Annotated in this window: 18 protein-coding genes; 6 read left to right on the plus strand and 12 right to left on the minus strand. The window is 56.1% G+C overall.

Going from position 1 to position 20159, the window contains the following annotated elements; translation table 11 throughout:
• The first annotated feature begins 5 nt into the window (after positions 1–5).
• Positions 6–1349 carry an NCS2 family permease gene (locus tag HV355_RS03705; protein WP_182400946.1) on the plus strand — a complete coding sequence of 448 codons (1344 nt, stop codon included), beginning with the start codon at positions 6–8 and terminating at the stop codon, positions 1347–1349.
• Here the strand turns inward: HV355_RS03705 and HV355_RS03710 are convergent.
• The 3 genes from HV355_RS03710 to HV355_RS03720 are packed head-to-tail and all read right to left on the minus strand — an operon-like array spanning position 1346 to position 5131.
• On the minus strand, positions 1346–3544 hold the full coding sequence (locus tag HV355_RS03710; RefSeq protein ID WP_182400948.1) for a polysaccharide biosynthesis tyrosine autokinase: 2199 nt from the start codon (positions 3542–3544) through the stop codon (positions 1346–1348). The two genes, HV355_RS03705 and HV355_RS03710, sit on opposite strands and share 4 nt — an antisense overlap.
• Before the next feature lie 7 nt (positions 3545–3551).
• Positions 3552–3992, minus strand: coding sequence for a protein-tyrosine-phosphatase (locus HV355_RS03715; RefSeq protein ID WP_010433643.1), 441 nt, complete (start codon positions 3990–3992; stop codon positions 3552–3554).
• Entirely contained in the window at positions 3992–5131 is a 1140-nt protein-coding gene (locus HV355_RS03720; protein ID WP_108416572.1) for a polysaccharide export protein, read from the minus strand. Before HV355_RS03720 ends, HV355_RS03715 begins: the two co-directional genes overlap by 1 nt.
• 490 nt (positions 5132–5621) lie before the next feature.
• On the opposite strand from HV355_RS03720, the gene HV355_RS03725 reads away from it, so the two are divergent.
• Entirely contained in the window at positions 5622–5954 is a 333-nt protein-coding gene (locus HV355_RS03725; RefSeq protein ID WP_042718816.1) for an RcnB family protein, read from the plus strand.
• Positions 5905–6384, plus strand: a complete 480-nt coding sequence (locus tag HV355_RS03730; protein ID WP_182400950.1) for a GNAT family N-acetyltransferase — start codon at positions 5905–5907, stop codon at positions 6382–6384. Before HV355_RS03725 ends, HV355_RS03730 begins: the two co-directional genes overlap by 50 nt.
• Positions 6385–6477: 93 nt before the next feature.
• On the opposite strand, the gene apbC is transcribed toward HV355_RS03730, so the two are convergent.
• Positions 6478–7587 (minus strand): iron-sulfur cluster carrier protein ApbC, encoded by a 1110-nt coding sequence (apbC, locus tag HV355_RS03735; protein WP_010433631.1) that lies wholly within the window; start codon positions 7585–7587, stop codon positions 6478–6480.
• 166 nt (positions 7588–7753) lie between these two features.
• Here apbC and metG point away from each other — a divergent pair, with 166 nt between their 5' ends.
• Positions 7754–9787: a methionine--tRNA ligase gene (gene metG / locus HV355_RS03740; RefSeq protein ID WP_182400952.1), complete on the plus strand. Its 2034-nt coding sequence runs from the start codon at positions 7754–7756 to the stop codon at positions 9785–9787.
• Positions 9788–9897: 110 nt separating this feature from the next.
• On the opposite strand, the gene HV355_RS03745 is transcribed toward metG, so the two are convergent.
• Genes HV355_RS03745 through HV355_RS03755 form a run of 3 tightly spaced genes read right to left on the minus strand, consistent with a single transcriptional unit; the run spans position 9898 to position 12814 of the window.
• Positions 9898–10368 (minus strand): DUF1456 family protein, encoded by a 471-nt coding sequence (locus tag HV355_RS03745; RefSeq protein ID WP_010433625.1) that lies wholly within the window; start codon positions 10366–10368, stop codon positions 9898–9900.
• A gap of 47 nt (positions 10369–10415) precedes the next feature.
• Complete coding sequence (gene btsR, locus HV355_RS03750; RefSeq protein WP_010433622.1) at positions 10416–11135, minus strand: two-component system response regulator BtsR; 720 nt, start codon at positions 11133–11135, stop codon at positions 10416–10418.
• Complete coding sequence (locus HV355_RS03755; RefSeq protein ID WP_042718811.1) at positions 11129–12814, minus strand: sensor histidine kinase; 1686 nt, start codon at positions 12812–12814, stop codon at positions 11129–11131. Before HV355_RS03755 ends, btsR begins: the two co-directional genes overlap by 7 nt.
• Before the next feature lie 217 nt (positions 12815–13031).
• Here HV355_RS03755 and mlrA point away from each other — a divergent pair, with 217 nt between their 5' ends.
• Together mlrA and HV355_RS03765 are read left to right on the plus strand one after the other, a co-directional pair.
• On the plus strand, positions 13032–13772 hold the full coding sequence (gene mlrA, locus HV355_RS03760; RefSeq protein WP_010433616.1) for an HTH-type transcriptional regulator MlrA: 741 nt from the start codon (positions 13032–13034) through the stop codon (positions 13770–13772).
• A gap of 69 nt (positions 13773–13841) precedes the next feature.
• The gene (locus HV355_RS03765; protein ID WP_010433613.1) at positions 13842–13955 is read left to right on the plus strand and encodes a protein YohO; all 114 of its coding nucleotides are present in this window, start codon (positions 13842–13844) and stop codon (positions 13953–13955) included.
• Here HV355_RS03765 and HV355_RS03770 read toward each other — a convergent pair.
• From HV355_RS03770 to bglX, 5 genes are all read right to left on the minus strand, one after another.
• On the minus strand, positions 13930–14667 hold the full coding sequence (locus HV355_RS03770) for an ABC transporter permease (protein ID WP_120157833.1): 738 nt from the start codon (positions 14665–14667) through the stop codon (positions 13930–13932). The genes HV355_RS03765 and HV355_RS03770 overlap by 26 nt on opposite strands.
• Positions 14651–15601 carry an ABC transporter ATP-binding protein gene (locus HV355_RS03775; protein WP_148400404.1) on the minus strand — a complete coding sequence of 317 codons (951 nt, stop codon included), beginning with the start codon at positions 15599–15601 and terminating at the stop codon, positions 14651–14653. The genes HV355_RS03770 and HV355_RS03775 overlap by 17 nt, the downstream gene beginning before the upstream one ends.
• Positions 15594–16751, minus strand: a complete 1158-nt coding sequence (locus HV355_RS03780) for an ABC transporter permease (protein WP_182400954.1) — start codon at positions 16749–16751, stop codon at positions 15594–15596. Before HV355_RS03780 ends, HV355_RS03775 begins: the two co-directional genes overlap by 8 nt.
• A 12-nt stretch (positions 16752–16763) precedes the next feature.
• Entirely contained in the window at positions 16764–17681 is a 918-nt protein-coding gene (locus HV355_RS03785) for an ABC transporter substrate-binding protein (RefSeq protein WP_108416581.1), read from the minus strand.
• Positions 17682–17827: 146 nt separating this feature from the next.
• Entirely contained in the window at positions 17828–20125 is a 2298-nt protein-coding gene (gene bglX, locus HV355_RS03790) for a beta-glucosidase BglX (protein ID WP_182400956.1), read from the minus strand.
• Positions 20126–20159: the final 34 nt, after the last annotated feature.

Raw genomic sequence — 20159 nt, forward strand, 5'->3', positions numbered from 1 at the left:
GGATAATGGCCGACAACACCGTTAATTCGCCAGCACCAGGGAGCTGGCTGGAACGCCGTTTTGCACTGCATGCGCGTGGCAGCACCGTACGTACCGAGTGCCTGGCTGGCATCACTGGTTTTCTCGCCGCCGCCTACCTGCTGGTGGTGATCCCGGGGCTGCTGGCGGTCGGAGGAATGGATAAAGGCGCGGCAACGACGGGCACCATTCTGGTCTTCGTTGCCGGAACGCTGCTGATGGCGTTCTATGCCAACCTGCCCTTCATCGTCGGGCCCGGTATTGGCGGTTCGGTCCTGGTCGGCGTCACGCTTGCGGGCAGCGAAGGTATTGGCTGGCAAATTGGTCTCGGCATCGCCTGCTGGTCAGGGATTTTATTCTTCCTGCTGACCCGCTTTGGGCTGCGTGAAGTCGTCACCCGCTCGGTCCCGCAGTCCATCAAGCTGGGGTTGACGGCCTCCATCGGCCTGTTTGTTGCCGTGCTCGGCTTTCGTAACGCCGGGCTGGTGTTGGCAAACGCGAAAACGAATGCCCTGATGCTGGGGGATTTTCTGTCACCGGCGGCGCTGGTCGCGTTAGCGGGTCTCTTCCTCGCCATCGCGTTGCAGGCGCGCCGCATTCCAGGAGCAATACTGTGGGCCATTCTGTTCGCCACCCTGGTCGGTATTCCGCTGGGCGTGACAAAACTTCCTGGTCATTTTATTGATATGCCGCATTCTCTGGCCCCGGTTATCGGCCACATTGATATGCTCGGGGCGCTGAACATTGCCTTCCTGCCATTCCTGTTTGTCTTCTTTGCGTCGGAATTTTTCTCCACCATGGGCACCACGCTGGCTGTTGGTGGTGAGGCGGGATTACTGGATGACGAAGGCAACATGCCGCATATCAACCGTCCGTTTATGGTGGACTCCATTGCCGCTGCGGTAGGTCCGTGGGTCGGTATTCCAGCCGCGACGGCGCTGATCGAATCTTCGGCTGCTGCTGAAGCGGGCGGTAAAACGGGCATGACGGCACTGGCTGCGGCAGTGATGTTCCTGCTGATGTTGCTGTTTACGCCTGTTGCACTGATGATCCCAAAAGAAGCCACCGCACCGGCGCTGATCCTCATTGGACTGAATATGTTTAGCGGCTTACGTAAGGTTGATCTGGCGAACTTCACCGACGGCCTGCCGGTGCTGATGATGGTCATGATGACGCTGATTGCCAACAGCTTCGGAACGGGAATTGCTGGCGGTTTGCTGTTTTACATCGTGATCAAAGCGATTGCCGGGAAATGGCGCGAAATCCCCGTTGGTCTGTGGATCCTTGCCATTCCCCTGGTCTACTACTTCGCTACGCTGGTGAAGCACTAACCCTCACGCCGCTTTTCCTTCGGGGTATAGCCGTAGTCGTAATGGCTGTACCCCGAGTTGTAATAGAGCGAGGCGGACTTCACGATATCATTCAGAATAGCGCCATTCACCTGCACGCCCATTTGCTGCAGACGCTTCAGACAGTGCTCAATCTCTTTGACGCTGGTTTTACCAAAGCGTGCAACCAGTAAGGTGGTCGCCGCCGCTTTGGCAATCAGTAAGGCATCCGTAACGGCAAGCACCGGCGGGGTGTCAACAATCACGATGTCATAACGTTCGTTCATCTGCGACATGGCGTTCTGGAAGCGTTCCCCCATAAGCAACTCTACAGGAAGTGAAGGCTGTGGACCGCAGGTTAAAACATCAAATCCACCCTGCTCAAAGCGCTGGAGCGCATCCTGCCATTTAATATCTCCCTCAAGGACGGAGGACAATCCGCAATGGTTGTTCAGTTTACAGATGTTATGCACGTACCCCTGACGCATATCCGCGTCAATAAAAAGCACCCGCTGCCCGGCCTGAGACGCCAGCGCCGCCAGTGCGGTACTGACCAGCGTTTTGCCGCAATCCTGCGTGGGGCCAGTAATGACGACAATCTGATTCGTGGCGTCCATCATGGTGAAGTGCAGACTGGTACGCAGCCCGCGCATCGCTTCGATAAAAATATCTGCTGGCCTTTCGATGGGCAGGAAGGGCACATTCGACGTTTTGTGTCTCCAGCGGGAACCCAGGAAACTCATTTTGCGCAGATGCGTTTTTTTCCAGAGCCATACCGAGCGGGGCAGCGTCGCCAGGACCGGCATCCCCTGCACTTCCAGTTGCTCAGACGAGGTTATCCCCCGTTTAAAGGCAGCGAGAACCAATACCCAGCCGCTGGAGAATATCAGCCCCAACAGTATGCCAAGCACGATAATAAGTGCTTTTCGTGGTTTTATGGGTTCAGGTTGCGTAACGGCAGAGTCAATGATCCGCACGTTTCCGATCGCGCTGGAGCGAGAGATATTGAGCTCTTGCTGACGCGTTAATAACTGCAGGTAAATGGCGCGCCCGGATTCAACATCCCGGCTCAATCGCAAAATCTCCTGCTGCGTGGAGGGCATGGTTGATACGCGATCGTTCAGGCGGACACGCTGCTTCTCAAGGGTTTGGCGCTTTTCGCGTAATGCGCGATAGGTTGGGTGATCCTTTTTAAAAAGCTGAGAGATCTCCGCTTCACGGAACGTCAGCTCGTTGAGCTGATTCTCCACATTAACAACCTGATCGAGAACGGACTTCGCCTCCAGGGATAAATCGACGGAATCACGCTGCTCACGGTATACATTCAGTCGCGCTTCGGCCTGATCCAGCTCGTGACTGATTTTGGGTAACTGATGCTGTAAAAAGGTCAGGCTACGGGCATCCTGGGCTTCCTGACGCTCAATATTTTGATTGAGGAAATTTTCCGCAATCGTATTCAGTACCACGGCAATCTTGTCAGGGTCTTCGCCCGTTAGCGTTAACGCGATCATTCCGCTCTGCTTCGCGGATTCCGCAACGGTGAGCCGTTTCTGCAGCGCGTTGATGGCTTCAAGCTTTGTCAAGGTTGTGAGCGCAAACTGCGTGCCTGGTACTGCGCTGAGAGATGTCACCATAAGAGAGACACCGTCTTTGAGCAGCGTTTTTCCGACTTTACCCACAGCTTCGAAGCTTTCGCCCTCAAGGTGATACCGTCCCTGCTCCAGCACGGTCAGCACAAGCACTTGCGGTTTGCCATCCTGTCGAGGGATGGTAAGTTCACCGATGGTCAGGTGACCTGGCTTGCAGGGGCGAAAACGTGCCCACAGATGCCCCACGATCGGGGTAACGCGTCGCTTAACCCGGTACGTCAGCCCCAGTTCATCCACGGTCTTCCCGAGGATCATTCGTGATTTTATCAGCAAGATTTCCGGTGCAACGTCTGGCGAAAGATCGGAGCCGAACTGGCTTAAGCTTTTCAGCAATGAGTTATCCTGCTTCGCTTCTATCTGCACAAGCGCGTCAGCCTGATAGACAGGGGGGACAGAAAACGCATAGAGTCCCGCGCACACCGTAAACAGGAGTGTTACCAGGACTATCATCACCCGATGATCGAATATCTCAGCAAGCAGTTGCAGAAGATCAATTTCATTATTTTGCGGTGCCGCTGCACCATATGTCTCTGAAGTATTAGATGGCATTGCTGCTTTATTCCTTTTGACTCAAACGACGAGCCCATTCCTGACTGGCTTTTCCCAACTGCCCGAAAACATATTCGAAAGCATCACGGCTTTTGCGGTAGGGATCGGGAATATCCTTTGTCTCCAGCCATTGTCCAAATAGCAGTGATTTCCCACGGTTCTCCGGGGCCATAGCAGCAATAAAACGAAGATGTTCAGGCTCCATCACCAGAATCAGATCGGATTTTTGCAGCAAGCTGCGCGTCAGCTTGCGCCCCACGTGATCGTCTAGCGAGACACCATGATGCCAGGCGACATCCTGAGCAACCGCATCTGCCGGATGTCCCTCAAGACCGAAAATACCTGCTGAGGTCACCTGTTTCCCGGGTAATTGCTGACGCAACAGCCGCTCCCCCATCGGGGAGCGGCAAATATTGCCCGTGCAAACCACTAAGATTGAGTTGAACATTATTGCGGCCAGGAGCGGATGTAACGAACCGTTTCGGTCAGGTCATGTACGCCACTGATGGTCGGCACAAGCTGTGTAATAACGCGATTCCAGCGTGACAACGGTGCCGTTGTCACGTAGACAATGTCATATGGCTCGAGCTGGAATTCAGTGCCCAATACCATCGCCGACGCATCTTTCGCATTGAGCTGATAGATTTTCGCAATGATGTCCGTCTGGCTTTTTTGATGCACTGAGCGAATGACAAAAATGCCGGTTGCATCAGCCATGTTCTGGTTCAGGCCACCCGCATTGCCCAGCGCTTCCGCCAGCGTCATCCCACTGCGATCCATCTTCAACGTGCTCTGCTTAACCACTTCGCCCATGACAAAGACTTTCAGGGCATCATTACGCGGTACAAACAGGATATCGCCAGGATAGAGCAGTTTGTTTTGTGTTAAATCGCCGAGTTGCATCAGGGCATACAGCGAAAGGCGGGAATCCTGGCCATTATGGGTGAGAACGACATTGCGCCAGTCGGCATCCGCTGAAAGACCGCCAGCGGCATTGACCGCGTCCATCACGGTCAAGGGGATGTTGGTGATGGGTTGTTGGCCAGATTTCGCAACTTCTCCCGTCACGTAGGCTTTTTGCGAACGGAAAGAGGCAATGCTGACATCCACCTGGGGGCTCTCAATGAATTTATCCAGCCGCGCGGTAATCTCTTCACGGACCTGCGAAACCGTTTTTCCTGCCACATGCAGTTTCCCAACGTAGGGATAAAAGAGCGTACCGTCCGCGTTGACCCAGTTTCCCGCATCACTCGCGCTACGGTACTGCCCTGCTGGCGTCGTCAACTCAGGATGATCCCAGACGGTGACCGTCAGGATGTCACCGGTGCCGATTCGGTATTCCCAGTTTTTCACCTGCTCATCCAGATTAGGATTTGCCTGAGATTTCGATACGGGCGGACGCAATTGTTCTATCAACACTGGGGTCAGTGGATAAATTTCCACGTGTTTATCAAGCTGATAATATTTATCTTCTGTTGCAATAACATTTTTCCCGGTCATGGCTAAATCCTGGCCTGGTGAAAATACACAGCCTGTTAACTGGCTTATTGCAAGAAATAAAAAGGAAAATGCCGTTGTGTTTTTCATTTATATAAACATATCTTTTATCGTTGTACTTATCGTACGAACAACAATTTTATTTAATAAAAATAATCATATAATTCATTGGATTAAATGAATCATAATGTGTTAATAAAGAGTTTTTTCTACGCAGTAACCAGATACTGAATCGTCTAAGCCGACCTGCTCTATGGGGCCGGGAATCAAACGTCATAACATGTCGTGCCGGGCCGATATTAAATGTTCCACAGTGGGAAAGCATGCGCTTAACGGTCCAATTTTGAAGTCGCGGTGCGTTTTCAGAATTAATTAATAAATTGATAAATACATTAAATATAAAATACAGATATCATTCACGACCGTTATGTGCATTCTTTGTTGTGACTACACAAAACCGTTCAGTTTTGTTACATTTTTTTTCAAACACACCATGTTTTGATACTTAAAATGGACTGTCTGCCGCGCATACTGAAACCCGCAGACAAAATGTATCTGTAACGATATTACTGGAGAAAAAATGGCTAAGCGTAAATTGCTGCTTCTGGGTGTACTACTGTCTCTGGCGGGTTCCGCATTTTCTGCTCCGCAAACGGCTGCAGCACCTTCTGGCATCAAAGCCTATGAAGAACAAGAGTTCATCGCTGACTTCACTAAATTCAAGATTGGCGACACGGCGCCAGCGCAGTATCAAACGCCCGAGTACACCATCAAACAGTACCAGCTGCGTAACCTGCCAGCGCCGGATGCCGGAACACACTGGACCTACATGGGTGAGAACTACGTGCTGATTGGCGATGCCGATGGAAAAATCCATAAGGCCTATAACGGAGATATCTTCTATCACCGCTAATACGATCCTGGTTCGTGCCTGGCAGGAGAGCGATCGTCCTTTCCTTCGTACGATTTACCTGCATGCCCGGCGCGACGCCTGGCCATGGTTGAACGGTGCGGAATGGCAGCTTGAGGACTTTGACGCCGCAATCCTCGACGAAGAAGTTTGGGTGGCGGTGCAGGACGGGCATCGACTTGGCTTCGCCTCCGTCTGGACGAACGATAATTTTCTGCACAACCTGTTTGTTGACCCGCAGTATCAAAGCCTCGGGGTCGGGCATGTGCTCCTGGAACATGTGCAGAAAACGTTTACCAGTACGGGTTCGCTTAAGTGTCTGGTCAAGAATGCGCGTGCTGTTGCGTTTTACCAGCGACACGGCTGGCACATCGAGGCGACGGGTGATTCTCCGGACGGAGAGTATTATCTGATGCATTATCGGCTTGGGTAAAGTCAGGTGGCGCTTCGCTTACCTGACTTACAAACCCAAACTTCGTAGGCCGGGTAAGGCGAAGCCGCCACCCGGCACTGAAGCGCAGAGGAATTACACCGCGCGGAACGCGATTTCGCTCGGAATGACTTCGCCCTGCCAGTAAAGCTGCGCCGCAACGCGCCCCGCCAGCTGACGATACATATCCGCAAATTCGCTGTCCGGACGGCTCACCACGGTTGGTTTACCGCTGTCCAGATCTTCACGCAGCGTGATGTGCAGCGGCATCTGCCCCAGCAGCTGAGTGTGATACTGCGCCGCCAGCTTCTCCGCACCACCGGTACCGAAAATAGGCTCATGGTGTCCGCAGTTGCTGCAGATATGCATGCTCATGTTCTCAACGATACCCAGCACCGGTACTTCCACCTTCTCGAACATCACGATGCCCTTTTTGGCGTCGATCAGCGCGATATCCTGCGGCGTGGTCACGACGACCGCTCCCGTTACCGGAATGTTCTGCGCCAGGGTCAGCTGAATGTCGCCCGTGCCCGGTGGCATGTCCAGCACCAGATAATCCAGATCCGGCCACATGGTTTCCTGCAGCATCTGCATCAGCGCCTTGCTGGCCATCGGGCCGCGCCAGACCATCGCGTTATCGTCGGTGACCAGATAACCAATCGAGTTGGTTGCCAGACCGTGCGCCATGATTGGCGCCATGTGAGTGCCGTCCGGCGAGGTTGGACGCTGGTTTTCCGCGCCCAGCATGTTTGGAATGGACGGGCCATAAATGTCCGCATCCAGAATACCGACTTTTGCCCCTTCCGCTGCCAGCGCGAGCGCCAGGTTTACAGCCGTGGAGGATTTACCCACCCCACCCTTGCCCGAGCTGACGGCAATAATGTTTTTTACGCCGTTCACGCCAGGTTGGTTTTTCACGCGCTTCAGCGTGGCGATACTGTGGCTCAGCTTCCAGTCAATCGCCTTCGCACCGGTGATGCGCAGCAGCTCCGAGCTGGTTTGCTCTTTCAGCGTGTCGAAGGCGCTGGTCCAGACGAACGGCATCTGCAGTTCAATGTGCAGCGTATCGTCCAGCCAGGCAACGTGGTGTAACGCTTTCAGCGTCGTAAGATTGTGCTTCAGGGTTGGATGCTGAAAGTTAGCCAGCGTCCCGGCGACCATTGCTCGTAAGGCTTCCGGTGATTTGGCCTGGGATTGAGAACTCATCCCGACTCCTTTGTAGTTGTTCTGAAAAAAGACGTGTAATTACTAAGTTTACCCCAGAGGTAACAATTATTCATTTATGGATTAATGCCCTTATCACTTGGCGTAGTTATTACCTTTCGGGTAACATCAAAAACCCTTTTCACAGTTAAAAGAAGTAATGCCTACTATGACTCAAGTCGCGAAAAAAATTCTGGTAACGTGCGCACTGCCGTACGCCAACGGCTCAATCCACCTCGGCCACATGCTGGAGCATATCCAGGCTGATGTCTGGGTCCGTTACCAGCGAATGCGCGGCCACGAGGTTAACTTCATCTGTGCGGACGATGCTCACGGCACGCCGATCATGCTGAAAGCGCAGCAACTGGGGATTTCCCCGGAGCAGATGATTGCCGAAATGAGTCAGGAGCATCAAACTGATTTTGCTGGCTTTGACATCAGCTATGACAACTATCACTCCACGCACAGCGACGAAAACCGCGAGCTATCGGAGCTGATCTACACCCGACTGAAAGAGAATGGTTTTATCAAAAACCGCACTATCTCTCAGCTGTACGATCCGGAAAAAGGCATGTTCCTGCCGGACCGCTTCGTCAAAGGCACCTGTCCGAAATGTAAATCCCCGGACCAGTACGGCGATAACTGCGAAGTGTGCGGCGCGACTTATAGCCCGACCGAGCTTATCGAGCCGAAATCCGTGGTATCCGGTGCAACGCCTGTGATGCGTGACTCCGAGCACTTCTTCTTCGACCTGCCGTCCTTCAGCGAAATGCTGCAGGCATGGACCCGCAGCGGCGCGCTGCAGGAGCAGGTAGCGAACAAGATGCAGGAGTGGTTCGAATCCGGCCTGCAGCAGTGGGATATCTCCCGCGATGCGCCGTACTTCGGCTTCGAAATCCCGAACGCGCCAGGCAAATACTTCTACGTCTGGCTGGATGCGCCAATCGGCTACATGGGCTCCTTCAAGAACCTGTGCGACAAGCGCGGCGACACCGTCAGCTTCGATGAATACTGGAAGAAAGACTCCACGGCCGAGCTGTACCACTTCATCGGTAAAGACATCGTTTATTTCCACAGCCTGTTCTGGCCAGCGATGCTGGAAGGCAGCAACTTCCGCAAGCCAACCAACCTGTTCGTTCACGGCTACGTGACGGTGAACGGTGCGAAGATGTCCAAATCTCGCGGTACGTTCATCAAGGCCAGTACCTGGCTGAACCACTTCGACGCGGACAGCCTGCGCTACTACTACACCGCGAAGCTCTCTTCCCGTATCGACGATATCGACCTGAACCTGGAAGATTTCGTACAGCGCGTGAACGCGGACATCGTCAACAAGGTGGTAAACCTGGCGTCCCGTAACGCGGGCTTTATCGCCAAGCGTTTTGACGGCGTGATGGCGGCTGAACTGGCTGACCCTGCCCTGTACCAAACCTTCACTGACGCAGCGGCGACCATTGGCGAAGCCTGGGAAGCGCGCGAGTTCGGTAAAGCGGTGCGTGAAATCATGGCCCTGGCTGACCTGGCGAACCGCTATGTCGACGAGCAGGCCCCGTGGGTTGTCGCGAAACAGGAAGGCCGCGATGCTGACCTGCAGGCCATCTGCTCTATGGGTATCAACCTGTTCCGCGTGCTGATGACCTACCTGAAGCCCGTTCTTCCTCAGCTGGCAGCCCGTGCTGAAGCGTTCCTGAACACCGAACTGACCTGGGATGCCATGGCGCAGCCGCTGCTCGGCCACAAGGTGAACACCTTCAAGGCGCTGTATAACCGCATCGAGATGAAGCAGGTGGAAGCCCTGGTGGAAGCATCAAAAGAAGAAGTGAAGGCGGCTGCGACACCGGTCACCGGCCCGCTGGCAGACGATCCGATTCAGGAAACCATCACCTTCGATGATTTCGCGAAAGTCGACCTGCGCGTGGCGCTGATCGAAAACGCTGAGTTTGTGGAAGGCTCTGACAAGCTGCTGCGCCTGACGCTGGATCTGGGCGGCGAGAAGCGCAACGTCTTCTCCGGCATTCGTTCTGCGTATCCGGACCCGCAGGTGCTGATCGGTCGTCAGACCGTGATGGTGGCGAACCTGGCACCGCGCAAAATGCGCTTCGGCATCTCCGAGGGGATGGTGATGGCTGCAGGCCCTGGCGGGAAAGACATCTTCCTGTTAAGCCCAGACGAAGGCGCGAAGCCGGGTCAGCAGGTGAAATAACAAAAAAGCCGGAGATAATCTCCGGCTTTTTTTTGCCCGGCGGCGCTACGCTTGCACGGGCCTACGGGTTTTGTAGGCCGGGTAAGGCGAAGCCGCCACCCGGCAAAAAATCACGCCTTCGGGTGATGCACCCGGTGGGTCAGCCCACGCAGGAAATTACGCAAAAACTGGTCGCCGCACTCGCGGTAGTTTTTATGGTCCGGCGCGCGCATCATGGCGGTCACTTCCGGCACCGACACGCGGTATTTTTGCTCGGTCATGATCGCGACAATATCGTCCGTTTTCAGCGAGAACGCGATGCGCAGCTTTTTCAGCACCGTGTTGTTGTTCACGCGACGCTCCAGCGCCAGCTCGGGCGCGGCCGGATCTTTGCCACGCTTATCGTAAATCAGGCCGTTCAGGAAACCCGACAGAATGATGTCGGGGCAGCGAACAAAGCCCTCTTCGTCTTCTTTGGTCATCCAGGTATCGAAACCCGCAGACGTGGCTTCCATGTCGGACAACGCAAGAATGCGCACCATGTCATTATTGTTTGCTTTCAGGGTGTAGCGCAGGCTACGAAGAATGTCATTACTAATCATGAGTGCCTTTAACTGTCGATGATGCAATGGCGCGCAGTGTACCAGTTTTACAGACCAATCGCCTCTTTCAAACTCTTCAGGTAGCGACGGCTGACGGGCACCGTATGCCCGGCACGCAGCACCAGTTCGGCCTGACCGTTATCTTCCAGGCGGATTTCCTTCAGGTGCGCCATGTTCACCAGATACTGACGATGGCAGCGGATCAGCGGCGTGCGGCTCTCCAGGGTGCGAAGCGTCAGCTCGGTAAAGCCTTCATTTCCCTCCGCGCTGGTGACATATACCCCGCTCAGACGGCTGCTGACAAAGGCCACGTCATCCATCTGCAGGAGATAAATGCGGCTGTGCCCGGTGCAGGGGATAAACTTCAGCGGCTGCTGGTTTTCCGGCAGCAGCGTCATATCCTGCACGGTGCGCTCCTGGCGTAAACGGGTGAGCGTTTTATCCAGCCGCTTCTCTTCAATCGGTTTCAGCAGATAATCAAAGGCATGTTCTTCAAATGCCTTCACGGCATATTCATCAAACGCTGTCAGAAAGACGATATAGGGGCGGTGCTCAGGATCAAGCATCCCGACCATCTCCAGCCCGCTGATGCGCGGCATCTGAATGTCGAGGAACAACACGTCCGGACGCAGTTTGTGCACCGCACCGATGGCCTCAATGGCATTTGCGCACTCACCGACCACCTCGATATCACTCTGCTCCTGCAGTAGCACGCGCAGGTTTTCCCGTGCCAGCGGCTCGTCATCCACAATCAGCACTCTCAGCATGCGTTTTCCTCCAGCGGCAGTCGTAAGGTGATACGGGTAAATCGGTCGGGTTCACAGGCGACGGTAATGCCACAGTCGTCACCGAAGTGCGCACGCAGGCGTTTATCCACCAGGCTCATCCCTAACCCGCCCGAGGCGGAAGGGACGTAGAGCCCGGCGTTATCTTCAATATCCAGCACCAGATGGTGGTTAAACTGGGTAGCAGAAATGGTGATCTCCCCGATGCCCAGCAGCTGCGATGTACCGTGCTTGATGGCATTTTCTACGATAGGCTGAAGGGTAAAAGCCGGAAGATGCTGGTACGCCAGCGCGTCCGGAACGGAGAGCGACACCTGCAGGCGAGACTGAAAGCGTGCCTGTTCAATCTGCAGGTACGCGTTAACATGCTCAATCTCGTCGGCAAGGGTCACGATTTCGGAAGGCCGTTTAAGGTTCTTGCGGAAAAAGGTCGACAAAAACTGCACCAGCTGCGCGGCCTGATCGCTGTCGCGGCGGATCACCGCCTTCAGCGTATTAAGCGCGTTAAACAGGAAATGCGGATTGACCTGGGCGTGCAGGAGTTTGATCTCTGACTGCGTCAGCAGCGCTTTCTGCCGTTCGTACTGCCCCGCCAGAATTTGCGCGGACAGCAGCTGGGCAATCCCCTCCCCCAGCGTGCGGTTGATCGAGCTGAACAGACGGTTTTTCGCTTCGTAGAGCTTAATCGTCCCCATCACCCGCTGATTTTCACCGCGTAGCGGGATCACCAGCGTCGAGCCAAGCTTGCACTGCGGATGGAGCGAACAGCGGTAGGGGATCTCATTCCCGTCCGCATACACCACTTCACCGGTTTCAATGGCGCGCAGGGTATAGGTTGATGAGATCGGTTTGCCCGGCAGATGGTGGTCGTCTCCGGTACCGGTAAACGCCAGCAGCTTTTCGCGGTCGGTAATGGCGACGGCACCGATATCCAGCTCCTTGTAGAGCACCTGCGCCACCTTCATGCTGTTTTCTTCATTGAATCCCTGACGCAGGATCCCCTCCGTTGAGGCTGCAACTTTCAGGGCCGTCGCGGAAAACGCCGAGGTGTATTTCTCAAACATGGCGCGCTTGTCGAGCAGAATACGCATAAACAGCGCCGCGCCCACGGTATTGGTCACCATCATCGGAGCTGCGATATTGCTCACCAGGTGCAGCGCATCGTCAAACGGACGGGCAATCAGCAGGATAATCGCCATCTGCGCCATCTCTGCCACGAAGGTAATCGCACCGGCGGTAAGCGGGCTAAATACCTTATCCGGACGGCCGCGTTTGATCATGTAGCTGTGGACAAGGCCACCCAGTAGCCCTTCGACGATCGTGGAGATCATACAGCTCAGCGCCGTCATGCCGCCCATAGAATAGCGGTGCAGACCGCCGGTAAGCCCCACAAGGCCGCCGACAACGGGACCGCCAAGCAGGCCGCCCATCACCGCACCGATGGCGCGCGTATTGGCAATGGAATCTTCGATATGGAGACCAAAGTAGGTCCCCATAATGCAGAAAATGGAGAAGGTCACATAGCAAAGCAGCTTGTGCGGCAGACGGACGGTGACCTGCATCAGCGGAATGAACAGGCGCGTTTTACTCATCAACCAGGCGATGACAAGAAACACACACATCTGCTGAAGCAACAACAGCACCAGATTAAACTCGTACATACAAAAAACCGCACATTCTAAAAACGCGTAACATACACTGATGCAGGTAAACTTTCTTTGAAGCGCGCCAAAAAAGCTGCAAATCGTGTCGGTCATCACAGCTTTTGCCGAACATCGCGCATGCTTCGCATTATTTGTTCAAAAAACGATCAATCCTTCCTGGTTCGGCAAAGTGGGTCTACAGTTAAGCTGGGGACGCGTAAGCCAGGGGGCGAATATGGCGCTTTACACAATAGGTGAAGTGGCACTCCTTTGTGATATCAATCCCGTTACCCTACGGGCGTGGCAGCGACGGTATGGATTACTTAAACCGCAGAGAACGGACGGTGGGCATCGTCTGTTCAACGAGGCCGATATCGACCGGATCCGCGAGATAAAAAGCTGGATCGACAACGGTGTGCAGGTCGGCAAAGTGAAATCCTTGCTTAGCCATGACGATCCGGACACCCAGCATCTCTGGCGTGAGCAACAGGAAGCACTGCTGCGGCTCCTGCAGGCGGGTAACCTGCAGCGCCTGCGCGCGTGGATAAAAGATCAAGGGCGTGATTATCCCGCGCAAACGCTGATCACCCATCTTTTCATTCCGCTCCGTCGACGCCTTCAGTGCCAACAGTCTACCCTGCAGGCGCTGCTCAGCATGCTCGACGGCGTACTGATCAACTATATTGCCGTCTGCCTTGCCTCGGCGAAGAACAAGGCCGGAAAAGATGCGCTGGTGGTTGGCTGGAACGTGCACGACACCACGCGTCTGTGGCTGGAAGCCTGGATTGCCACCCAAAAAGGCTGGCGCGTGGATGTGCTCGCGCACTCGCTGGCCCAGCTGCGGCCCGAGTTTTTTGACGGTCAGACCCTGCTGGTCTGGTGTGGCGAAGTGCCGTCCGCCTCGCAGCAACAGCTGCTGACGGAATGGCGCGAGAATGGTTATCCGGTTTATTCCCTGGGCCCGGATGAGCCATAACGGCATTTAATGGTTCATTAACAGCTGCGCTTCACCGTATAATTGTTCCGTTAACAACAGGAGCACATGATGAAGGCAACTAAACTGGCGGTAATTACCCTTTTTGTCCTGATGGCCGTAAGCGGTATCGGCGGCGTGATGCTGGCGGGTTACTCGTTTATCGTCCGTGGCGGTGTCGGCTGAGATACAGCGCCAGGCGCTCGAAAAGGCGATCGACCACAATCGCCGCCAGCGCAACCAGTAGCGCGCCCTGAATAATGTAGGCCGTATTAAATCCGCTTAAGCCGATAATAATCGGCGTCCCCAGCGTGTTTGCCCCCACCGTCGAGGCGATTGTCGCCGTACCGATGTTGATAATCACCGACGTGCGGATCCCGGCGATAATGACCGGTGCCGCGAGCGGGAGTTCAACCTTGCGCAACCGCTGCCAGGCGCTCATGCCCATCCCTTCTGCTACGCTCAGCACCGATGCGGGCACCGCTGCCATACCGGCCAGGGTTCCCTGAAGTATCGGCAATACCCCGTATAAAATCAGCGCAATAATCGCTGGCTGCTGCCCAAAGCCAATAACCGGTACCGCAATCGCCAGTACCGCCACCGGCGGAAACGTCTGACCGATCGCCGCAATCGTCTCCACCAGCGGACGAAACTCACGTCCCGATGGCCTTGTCACCGCGATCCCTGCCCCCACACCGAGGACGATGGCAATGACGCTTGAGATCGTCACCAGCCAGGCGTGCGCCAGCGCAAGGTTAATAAAACTCTCCTGCTGATAGACCGGTCGCGGCAGGCCAGGAAAGAGCGAACTGAACAGCGCCGCACTGTGCGGCATCAGAAAGAGCAGGCCGACGAAGAGCAGCGCCAGCCAGAGCAGCGGATCACGCATGACCTTCACGCGTCACCTCCCCGGCCAGCAAATCGCGAAAGTGCAATGCACCACAGGTTGTTCCCTGGCTGTTGGTCACCGGCAGGATCTCACATTGTCTGGCGACGAAAGCAGACAGCGCATCCCTCAGGCTCATCTGCTCCTGTAACGGTTCTCCGCTTAGCGGCGCATCCTGTCGGCGCATATAATCGCCAACGGTGCGCAAAGAGAGCAGCCTGACGCCCAGCTCGCTGCGGCCAAAAAATTCGCGCACAAAGTCGTTCTTCGGCTGGCTCAACAGCGCAAGCGGCGTGCCCTGCTGTACCACCTCACCGTGGTCCATCAGCACCAGATGGTCAGCCAGGCGCAGCGCCTCATCAATGTCGTGCGTCACAAGGATAATGGTGCGCCCCAGAATGCGGTGGATGCGGGTCATCTCCGCCTGCAGCGCACCGCGTGTGACCGGATCCAGCGCGCCAAAAGGTTCATCCATCAGCAACACCTGCGGATTGGCCGCCAGCGCGCGCGCGACCCCAACACGCTGCTGCTGTCCGCCGGAAAGCTGATGCGGGTAGCGGTCACGCAGTGTCGGCTCTAATCCCAGCAGGGCCATCAGCTCTTCCACCCGCGCATGGGTTTTCGCCCGCGTCCATTTTTCCAGCTGCAGCACGGTGGCGATGTTCTGCGCCACGGTCCAGTGGGGGAACAGCCCGATAGACTGAATGGCATAGCCCATACGACGGCGCAACTCCAGCACCGGCAGGCTGCGGATCTCTTCCCCGGCAAAGCGAATCATCCCGCTGTCGTGCTCAACCAGCCGGTTGATCATCTTCAGGGTAGTGGATTTTCCCGACCCCGATGTGCCGATCAATACCGAAAATGCCCCCTCGGCAAAATGCAGATTCAGGTGGCTTGCCGCCGGACGACCGGCAAAGGTTTTACTGACATCATGAAATTCAATCATTGGCTCTTCTCCCGAGCAGCGCGAGCCACAGGGCAAATAACGCATCCAAAACAACCGCCAGCGCGATAGTGGGCACAACGCCCAATAAGACCAGGTCCAGCGCGCTGCTGAGCAGCCCCTGGAATACCAGCGCACCAAAACCGCCCGCGCCAATGAGCGCTGCAATCACCGCCATCCCCACGGTTTGCACCGTCACCACCCGCAGGCTGCGAATTAACAGCGGAAGTGCAAGGGGTAACTGTATTTTCCAGAAACACTGCCGCGCGCTCATCCCCATCGCATGGGCGCTTTCCAGCACGTCCGGCGCAACCTGGCTTAAGCCCGCCACCACACCGCGCACCAGCGGCAGCAGCGCATAGAGCACCAGCGCGATCAGCGCGGGCGTGAGTCCGGTACCGGCAATGCCGATGTCCCCCAACGCGGGAAATGACCTCGCCAGACCGGCCAGCGGAGCAATGAGCAATCCAAACAGGGCCACGGAGGGGACCGTCTGAATGACGTTGAGAACGGTGAACACGCTCCCCTGTCGCGCCGGATGGCGATAGCACCAGATGCCCAGCGGGACGCCCAGAAGCAGCGCCGGGAAAAGCGTGCCAAAGAGGATCGTCAGATGTTGCGAGAGTGCATCATCAAACACCTCCTGGCGATTGGCGTACTCTTTTAACAACGAGAGATTATTCAGCTCACCGCTAAACAGGAGGACCAGCGGGATGAGCCAGATTTGCGCGTTCAGCAGCCAACGCCAGACGGGTACTGGCGTCAGGCGGCGAATGGCATCGCTACAGGCCAGCAGGCAGAGCGCCAGCCACAGCCACAGACCGCTGCCGATGGACGTACGCGCCAGCGGGCTTTCCGCAGACATCATGAGCGTCGCCGACTGCCCTGCGCTCCAGAACAACCCCAAAAAAAGGGCTTCACAGAGGAGCAGCGTCAGCCAGTGCGCGGCACGTCCTGACCAGATCGACAGGACGACGGCCGCGCCCAGCGCCACCGCCAGCAGCGCGGGCGAAAACGACCAAATCTGCCAGAGTGCGCGCCCTTCACCCGACATCAGCCGGTTAGGCGCAACGTTCACAAAAGGTAACGCGACCGCCGCGATGGCCACACAGGCCAACAGCAGCAGCACGCGGTTATGACATTGTATTGGCACAGCTTTATCCTGTTACTTCACAAGCCCTTGTTGTTTCAGGAAGTCGGCCGCCACTTTTTTGGCATCCAGTCCCTCAACGGCAATGCTGGCGTTCAGCTGCTGCAGCGTTTTTTCATCCAGTTTTTCAAAGACCGGTTTGAGCCATTCTGCAATATCCGGGTAGGCTTTCAGCACCGCTTCGCGCACTACCGGGGTCGGGGCGTAAATCGGCTGGACGCCTTTCGGGTCGGTCAGGGTTTGCAGTCCAAGGGCCGCAACCGGGCCGTCGGTGCCGTAGGCCATCGCGGCATTCACGCCGGAGGTTTGCTGCGCGGCGGCTTTGATGGTCACTGCCGTATCACCGCCGGCCAGAGAGAGCAGCTGGGCCTGGTCAAGCTTGAAGTCGTAGGCTTTTTCGAACGCAGGCAGCGCGTCAGGACGTTCGATAAATTCAGCCGACGCAGCGAGTTTGAAATCGCCCTTCTCTTTCAGGTAGCGGCTGAGATCCGCGAGCGAGGTCAGCTTGCCCTTCTCCGCCACGTCCTTACGCACCGCGATGGTCCAGGTATTGTTCGCAGGCGCAGGCGTCAACCAGACCAGCTTGTTCTGCTCCGCGTCCAGCTTTTTGACCTTCTCATAGCCCGCTTTGGCGTTTTTCCACGCCGCATCGTTCTCATCTTTGAAGAAGAATGCGCCGTTGCCGGTGTATTCCGGGTAGATATCCAGCTCGCCGGAGGTAATCGCACCGCGCACGACGGGCGTTGTACCGAGCTGAACTTTGTTGACCGTTTTGACCCCGTGGCTCTCAAGCACCTGCAAAATAATATTGCCGAGCAGCGCCCCTTCGGTATCAATCTTTGATCCCACTTTGACAGGCTCAGCCGCCTGAAGCGGCAGGCTAAGCGCGGCCAGTAACACCGCAGAGCCTAACATCCCCTTTTTAATCGTCATTCCGCTGTCCTCATTTTTTTATCGCCTTTTTCAGAGGCTTGAGAGAAAAGCGTAGCTTAAAACGGCGTGTTTAACCGTCAAAATGCCTTTTTAGCATAAGGTAAGACGCATCCCCCGTGAGGTGGGGGATGCGAAGGAAGGGACGATTACTGCAGTTCGAACTCGCCTTTATTCACCCGGGCAGAATCCACGCCGATGAATACGTTAAACTTGCCGGGTTCCACAACGTATTTCATCTGCTGGTTCCAGAACTTCAGCGCATCGACGTCAATCGGGAAGCTTACGGTTTTGGTTTCGCCAGGCTTGAGTGACACCTTGTCGAAACCGCGCAGCTGCTTCACCGGACGGCTCATGGACGCGGTAACATCCTGAACGTACATCTGGATCACCGTCGCGCCTTCACGCTTGCCGGTATTGGTCACGTCCACGCTGGCGGTGACCTTGCCGTCACGCTTCATCGTAGGCGCTGACATTTTCACGTCAGAGACCTTAAAGGTGGTGTAGCTCAGACCGTAACCAAACGGATACAGCGGGCCGTTGGCTTCGTCGAAGTAGCGCGAGGTGTACTTGTTCGGCTTGTCGGCGTTATACGGACGACCGGTGTTCAGGTGGCTGTAGTACACCGGGATCTGCCCGACGGAGCGCGGGAAGGACATCGGCAGCTTGCCCGACGGGTTGTAATCGCCAAACAGCACGTCAGCAATAGCGTTACCGCCTTCAGTACCGGCGAACCAGGTTTCCAGAATCGCATCAGCCTGCTGGTCTTCTTTCACCAGCGCCAGCGGACGGCCGTTCATCAGCACCAGCACCAGCGGTTTGCCGGTGGCCTTCAGGGCGGCGATCAGATCGCGCTGGCTTTGCGGAATGGTGATATCGGTACGGCTGGAGGCTTCGTGCGCCATCCCCTGCGCTTCCCCCACGACCGCGACAACGACGTCAGACTGTTTGGCGGTGTTAACCGCTTCATCGATCATCTCTTTCGGCGTGCGCGGATCGACCTTCACCGCTTCCTCGTACTGATTGAGGAAGGTGACGATGTCTTTATCGTCGGTGACGTTTGCGCCTTTGGCGTACACCACTTTCGCGTTTTCACCGACGGCATTTTTAATGCCGGTCAGCACGGTGACGGACTGATCCGCCACGCCAGCCGCAGACCAGCTGCCCATCACGTCGCGCTTGCTGTCGGCCAGCGGGCCCACCACGGCGATGGTGCCGGATTTTTTCAGCGGCAGCGTGTCGAGGCGGTTTTTCAGCAGCACCAGGCTTTCGCGCGCAACTTCACGCGCCTCTTTGCGGTGCAGACGGCTTTCGGCATTGGTGTCAGCCGGGTCAGAGTCCTTCGGTCCCAGATGGCTGTACGGATCGTTAAACAGCCCCATGTCATATTTCACGTTCAGCACGTGGCGCGCGGCATCGTCCAGCTCCGCCATCGTCACCTTGCCGCTCTTCACCAGCCCCGGCAGGTATTTGCTGTAGTACTCGTCGCTCATGCTCATGTTGATGCCGGACTTGAGCGCCACGCGCACCGCATCTTCCGGATCGGACGCCGTGCCGTGTTTAATCAGCTCTTTAATCGCGCCGTGGTCAGAGACGGTAATGCCCTTAAAGCCCCACTGGTCGCGCAGCACGTCTTTCAGCAGCCAGGAATCGGACGTCGCTGGCGTGCCGTTCAGCGAGTTCAGCGCCACCATCACCGCGCCGCTCCCCGCATCCAACCCTGCCTTGTACGGCGGCATGTAGTCGTTGAACAGGCGCTGCGGGCTCATGTCGACGGTGTTGTACTCTTTACCGCCTTCAACCGCGCCATACGCGGCGAAGTGCTTCACGCTGGTCATCACCGAGTAGCGGTCGGCCGGGCTTTTGCCCTGCATCGCTTCCACCATGGTTTTACCCATTGTGGCCGTTAAATACGTATCTTCACCAAAGCCTTCCGACGCGCGGCCCCAGCGCGGATCGCGGGAGACATCGACCATCGGCGCCCAGGTCATGTTCAGGCCGTCGTCCGCCGCTTCATACGCCGACACGCGCCCGACGGTTTTCACCGCGTCGAGGTTAAAGGAGGAGGCTAACCCGAGGCTAATCGGGAATACGGTACGCTGGCCGTGCAGCACGTCGTAGGCAAAGAAGAGAGGGATCTTCAGGCGGCTGAGCTCCATCACCTGATCCTGCATTTTGCGGATATCCTGACGGGTGACGGTGTTAAAAATCGCCCCCACCTGGCTCTCTTTGATCATCTCACGGATGGCCTCTTTCGGGTTATCCGGGCCGACGCTGATAAGACGCAGCTGACCGATTTTCTCATCAACCGTCATCTTTTTGAGCAATTCCGTGACAAACGCGTCGCGGGCTTCAGGCGTGAGCGGGTGATTACCAAACAAATCTTCTGCGAGCGCAGGTTGCAGCGCCAGGCTGACGGCGACACCTACAGAACATAGCCATTTCATGTCGTTATACTCTCTCATCAATAACCGCCGGACG

This window comes from Enterobacter sp. RHBSTW-01064, assembly GCF_014103035.1.
Taxonomy (GTDB): domain Bacteria; phylum Pseudomonadota; class Gammaproteobacteria; order Enterobacterales; family Enterobacteriaceae; genus Enterobacter; species Enterobacter mori.

Coding starts and splice junctions, on each gene's coding strand:
- HV355_RS03730 (WP_182400950.1), top strand. CDS start 5,905: ATGGAAAAATCCATAAGGCCTATAACGGAGATATCTTCTATCACCGCT.
- HV355_RS03745 (WP_010433625.1), bottom strand. CDS start 10,368: ATGATTAGTAATGACATTCTTCGTAGCCTGCGCTACACCCTGAAAGCA.
- mlrA (WP_010433616.1), top strand. CDS start 13,032: ATGGCGCTTTACACAATAGGTGAAGTGGCACTCCTTTGTGATATCAAT.
- HV355_RS03755 (WP_042718811.1), bottom strand. CDS start 12,814: ATGTACGAGTTTAATCTGGTGCTGTTGTTGCTTCAGCAGATGTGTGTG.
- HV355_RS03710 (WP_182400948.1), bottom strand. CDS start 3,544: ATGCCATCTAATACTTCAGAGACATATGGTGCAGCGGCACCGCAAAAT.
- HV355_RS03785 (WP_108416581.1), bottom strand. CDS start 17,681: ATGACGATTAAAAAGGGGATGTTAGGCTCTGCGGTGTTACTGGCCGCG.
- HV355_RS03720 (WP_108416572.1), bottom strand. CDS start 5,131: ATGAAAAACACAACGGCATTTTCCTTTTTATTTCTTGCAATAAGCCAG.
- HV355_RS03705 (WP_182400946.1), top strand. CDS start 6: ATGGCCGACAACACCGTTAATTCGCCAGCACCAGGGAGCTGGCTGGAA.
- apbC (WP_010433631.1), bottom strand. CDS start 7,587: ATGAGTTCTCAATCCCAGGCCAAATCACCGGAAGCCTTACGAGCAATG.
- HV355_RS03765 (WP_010433613.1), top strand. CDS start 13,842: ATGAAGGCAACTAAACTGGCGGTAATTACCCTTTTTGTCCTGATGGCC.
- metG (WP_182400952.1), top strand. CDS start 7,754: ATGACTCAAGTCGCGAAAAAAATTCTGGTAACGTGCGCACTGCCGTAC.
- HV355_RS03725 (WP_042718816.1), top strand. CDS start 5,622: ATGGCTAAGCGTAAATTGCTGCTTCTGGGTGTACTACTGTCTCTGGCG.
- HV355_RS03715 (WP_010433643.1), bottom strand. CDS start 3,992: ATGTTCAACTCAATCTTAGTGGTTTGCACGGGCAATATTTGCCGCTCC.
- HV355_RS03775 (WP_148400404.1), bottom strand. CDS start 15,601: ATGATTGAATTTCATGATGTCAGTAAAACCTTTGCCGGTCGTCCGGCG.
- bglX (WP_182400956.1), bottom strand. CDS start 20,125: ATGAAATGGCTATGTTCTGTAGGTGTCGCCGTCAGCCTGGCGCTGCAA.
- btsR (WP_010433622.1), bottom strand. CDS start 11,135: ATGCTGAGAGTGCTGATTGTGGATGACGAGCCGCTGGCACGGGAAAAC.